The organism is Picosynechococcus sp. NKBG042902, assembly GCF_963864045.1.
In the GTDB taxonomy this organism is placed as follows: Bacteria; Cyanobacteriota; Cyanobacteriia; order Cyanobacteriales; family MRBY01; genus MRBY01.
Map to the genome: position 1 here is coordinate 1 of NZ_CAWLTV010000012.1, position 1,120 is coordinate 1,120.

2 protein-coding genes are annotated in these 1,120 nt (G+C 45.6%); one reads left to right on the forward strand and one right to left on the reverse strand.

Annotation, left to right across the window (positions count from 1 at the left end; genetic code table 11):
• Positions 1 to 118: 118 nt before the first annotated feature.
• Positions 119 to 541, reverse strand: a complete 423-nt coding sequence (locus AACR41_RS00065; protein ID WP_030008355.1) for a DUF29 domain-containing protein — start codon at positions 539 to 541, stop codon at positions 119 to 121.
• Positions 542 to 788: 247 nt separating this feature from the next.
• On the opposite strand from AACR41_RS00065, the gene AACR41_RS00070 reads away from it, so the two are divergent.
• Positions 789 to 1,046, forward strand: a complete 258-nt coding sequence (locus tag AACR41_RS00070) for an AbrB/MazE/SpoVT family DNA-binding domain-containing protein (RefSeq protein WP_030008356.1) — start codon at positions 789 to 791, stop codon at positions 1,044 to 1,046.
• The last annotated feature ends 74 nt before the right edge of the window (positions 1,047 to 1,120 follow it).

The window sequence follows — 1,120 nt, forward strand, 5'->3', positions numbered from 1 at the left end:
TAAGACCAAGTCATTTGCTAAGGCGATTGAGGCAATTTGTAGGTCGTATGCCCCGATAATCAATCCACGCCTTTCTAAATTGGCTTTAACTTTGTGACGGAGAATTTGCTGCGGAATATTAAAAATCTAAGGAGCGGTCTAGGACGTCTGCCAAGCGATAAGAACAATCCTTTGGCATATCGATACCTGTTTCAGCGATCGCCTGTAGTCTGGCGTTTTGGTAGGTTTTGAGTAAATAGTCGTCCGTGAGATATCGCTTAAGACTGGGGCTATCGGCTAGATAGTCGGCAATATTTGATCGTTCCCGTTGAATTGTCCCCAACCAGCTTCTTGATCGAAGCTCTGGTCGATAATCCCATGTGAGGAGGTGATGGAGAATTAAACGTAGGCTACTCAAAAGGCGATCGCGTTCCCGTTTAGACAAATCTCGAATCTCTTCTACTAAATTTTCTAAATCGAGGGCACTGAACTGACCGCTTTCAAGCAATTCGGCCATGGTTTCGGCCCATCGACTAAAGTCTTGTTCATACAGGGTACTCATGGGTATTGCTGCAGATGGGAGGGTTGTTGATTTTATTTTGATTATAGTGAGCTGCGGCGGCGATAGGAGGGCGATCGCCAATCACGGCCTTTATGATTTTAGTAGTGATTGAGAGTGAGATTTTTTCATCTCGGTGTACGCGATAAAACATAAAGGCGATCGCCTAATTATCTTCACGGGTTGGCACTATCTTCAACAGTATAGTTAGGCCTGTTACAATATTCTTACTCAGTAAGACGATGAGCCGATGAATACAGTGACGGTTTCCCACAAAGGTCAGGTTGTGATTCCGATTAAAATTCGCAAGCAACTGGGCATTAAGCCAGGTTGTAAGCTCTCATTTAGCTTGGATGGAGAGTCCATTCGCGTTGAACTGCAGCATCCCCAATGCCAGAGCAAGATAGACGAGGGATTTGGGATGTTGGTCTGTCCACCGACAACACCGAGGCGGCTCGATGATTTTGATATTGCCCAAGCCATGAGGGAACAACGTGATCGGGATTGATACGAATATTTTGGCTCGGTTCTATGTCAATGATCCCAACGACCCAGAAGCAGAACAGCAAAGAAGCCTCGCTT